The 2982-nt window shown below is 58.9% G+C and carries 1 protein-coding gene and 2 pseudogenes; all 3 read right to left on the bottom strand.

The features are described 5' to 3' along the window. A pseudogene (locus P0D96_RS47695) lies at nucleotides 1-73 on the bottom strand (DNA-binding response regulator); the annotation flags it as partial. A gap of 577 nt (nucleotides 74-650) precedes the next feature. After that, nucleotides 651-1743: pseudogene (serC, locus tag P0D96_RS47690) on the bottom strand (3-phosphoserine/phosphohydroxythreonine transaminase). Continuing rightward, nucleotides 1740-2982 (bottom strand): ATP-grasp domain-containing protein (locus P0D96_RS47685; RefSeq protein ID WP_408321255.1); only part of this gene is annotated, 1243 nt, incomplete at its 5' end. The pseudogene serC and the gene P0D96_RS47685, both read right to left, overlap by 4 nt.

The raw sequence follows: 2982 nt of genomic DNA, 5'->3' as shown, positions 1-2982 counted from the left end.
GGCCGGATTCTTCCAGGCCTTTCTTGAGGTAGGCCGCTGTTTTCAGCTCGTCCTCGATCACCAGGATTCGCATCGGTTGCTCCGCGTGCGCGTTGACGGTGAAATCATACCGTCAAGCACGGCGCGTCGTGATCCCGGCCCGGTAACGTCACGCCTGAATCTCGGCCTCACGCGCAGCACGGTCAAACTCCAAACCCAACCGCCAGCCTGAACACACTCCCCTCGCCCGCGCGTCCGCCCGGCGGCAAACCGGTCGAAAACCGTTTGATGACGGCCTCGGAACTCTCCGTCTTTGCGCGCGTCGCACTGAGCTTATTGTTCGTCGAACTCACGCGCTACGGCATAGCCTGCTCGCCAGTCTGGCCGTGGCATGGGCGCACGCGCGCGTCGGCGTGCACTCTCCATTTGACATGGTGGGATAGGCGCAGACAACGCCGTGTGCTTGGCCTAAGTGCTGATCGTGCCATTCTGGGACCGGCACCTCCTCGTTGACGCGCGGCCTGCATACTGCCGGCTGATGGCATGCTCCGTCTCCCGTTGGCTGGCTGTCCTCGCGGGGCACCATGAGCAGGCGTCTGACGCTGAGCGGGAACTGGTTTTTGAAAGCGACACCCCCACGAATCACTGCGAACCTTTTACCTCGCTTGTGCTCAGGCCCGGCGCCGCGCGAACTCCAGCAACGCGTCGGCGAGACTTTTTACGGCATTTTCCGTCACCGCGTTGTAGAGCGACACTCTCAACCCACCGATCGAACGATGTCCTTCGAGACCGACCATGCCTCGTTCGCCCGCTACAGCGATGAACGCATCGTCCAGCCGGGCATCACCGAACGTGAATGCTGCGTTCATCTGCGACCGCCAGCGAGGCGCCGCGTGAATGGAGACCGCATCTTGCATTGCGTCTAGAGCGCCATAGAGACACTGCGCCTTTCGTACGTTGATCGCTTGCATGGTTTCCAGCCCGCCAACTTCAGTGCGCAGCCAGCGTGACACCAGGTTCAGCACATAGATCGCAAACACGGGCGGCGTATTGTAGTTCGAGCCGTGAGAAATATGCGTGCGAAAATCCAGAATAGCCGGCAGCCCGTCCGGAATCCGTTCAAGCAGTTCGCGGCGAATCACCGCCACTGTCACGCCGGCCGGACCCAGGTTCTTCTGGGCATGCGCGTAGATCACCGAGTAGTGATCTGAGCGAAACGGCCTCGACAAAAAGTCCGAGGACATCCGCAATGAGCGGGACGCTCGTTGCATTCTCCCAGAGCGGAAACTGCAGGCCCTCAACCGTCTCATTTGAGACGTAGTGCAAATATGCGGCCGACGGATTGATATCCAGATCCTGAAGTTCGGGAAGTTGTCGATAGCCCGTTTCGCGGCCGTCCCATGCGACTTTTCTGATCGCTAGCTTCGCGGCCTCGGCGGTAGCTCTGCCACTCCAATAGCCAGACGTCACATATTCGGGCGGCGCATGCGCAGGCGTCGCAAAGTTCATAGGAATCGTGGCAAATTGCAGACTGCTGCCGCCCTGCAGGAACGTGACGGCGTATTCGTCCGAGATTCCGAGCAACTCCCGCAGGTTCATTTCCGCTTCGGCCAGGATCGAACGGAACCAGTCCGAACGGTGACTCATACCGAGCACGGAAATGCCCGTCTCCGGCAAAGCGACGATGGCAGTACGAGTCTGCTCCAGAACCATTTCAGGCAGCGCGCCAGGACCACCTGAAAAATTCAAAACATTGGAATTCATTCTGATTGACATTGTTGTGTGATGGTGGCGGCAGTCCGCACCGTGCGCGCACTGATCAGCATTTGATGAAATGCACTGAACACGCGGCGCATTTGCGGAAGTTTGTACGGAAAGAAGGCCGCGTCATCCATATCGTGCACGACCATACCTGTCGCGATTTCGAAAATGAGCAACCTTCCGTCCTCCGTTTCGGCGCAGTCGAATCCGACGTAGTCCAGACCTGTCAGCTCGACTATAGCCCGCAAAGCTCCACGATGGCGCACCGCAAAGGTCGTGTCAAAATTGCTCATTAGACGTTCCTCTTCACCCCGACGCTCAGGATGCGCGATCATTTCCGCGTATGGATAGTGAACTATCCAGTGCGCCGAAATGCCCATATGACACACAAAGGGCGTCATATCGACCATCACGATCCGGTACTTTCGGAACAGACCGTCTGCACTACTGTAGTCAATGAAGGGTGCGACGTAGAACTCGGCAACAGCCGAACGATCAAGGTAATCAACGAGTTCCGAAGCGGATGAAACGCGCTCCAACCCATCGCCAGCATGCGATTCGACCGGGCGGATGATGAGCGGATAGTTCGCGTCCAGCATGAAGAGGTGGTCGGAACGACCTGCGAGCAGATCCAGCATTTGAACGCGCGAGACGCGTCTCGTTGGCGCCATACAGATGCCCGGGACACGTCCCAGCAGCGCGTAGGCAGCATCGCGCGTCGTGTGCGCAATGCCTTCGGGCTTGTTGAGCACGCGCTTCTTTGTCGTGCGCAACAACGCGGCGATCCGAGTGAGCGCTGCCGCGTTTTTATCCAGCGCGCACGCCGCCACCAACACGACGTCGTGCTCCGGCAAACCGCGTTCCTGCGCGGTGTGTCCGTCGACATAAAGCACGTCGATCTGCAAGTCGGCATACTCAAGAAGGCACTCGAACGGCGTATTCGCCATCAGGTCGCCGGGCGCCTTCAGCACGAGCAACTTCAGCGATGGATTTTCGGTGCTGGCCTTTCTGATCCGGTACAGTCGGCGCATCTGCAATGCCTGCTGCTGAACGGCAAGCGCGGCCTGCTTTTCATATTTCATCTCCAACACCAGCGAGAGATCGAGTAGTGCGTCTGGACCGTCATGGCGCTGCGCGTACTCGAGCAGACTCACGCCGATTGCCGTCAGATCGTTGCCGGCGGTTGCCGCTCTTAACAATACGCTCAGGCCCAGTGATTGATAGGCCTGACGGGGTGCATCG

The sequence above is a fragment of the Paraburkholderia sp. RL17-347-BIC-D genome, from assembly GCF_046027915.1.
Lineage (GTDB): Bacteria > Pseudomonadota > Gammaproteobacteria > Burkholderiales > Burkholderiaceae > Paraburkholderia.
Note: the sequence above shows the minus strand (reverse complement) of the source record. Positions and strands in the feature narration are given on the sequence as shown.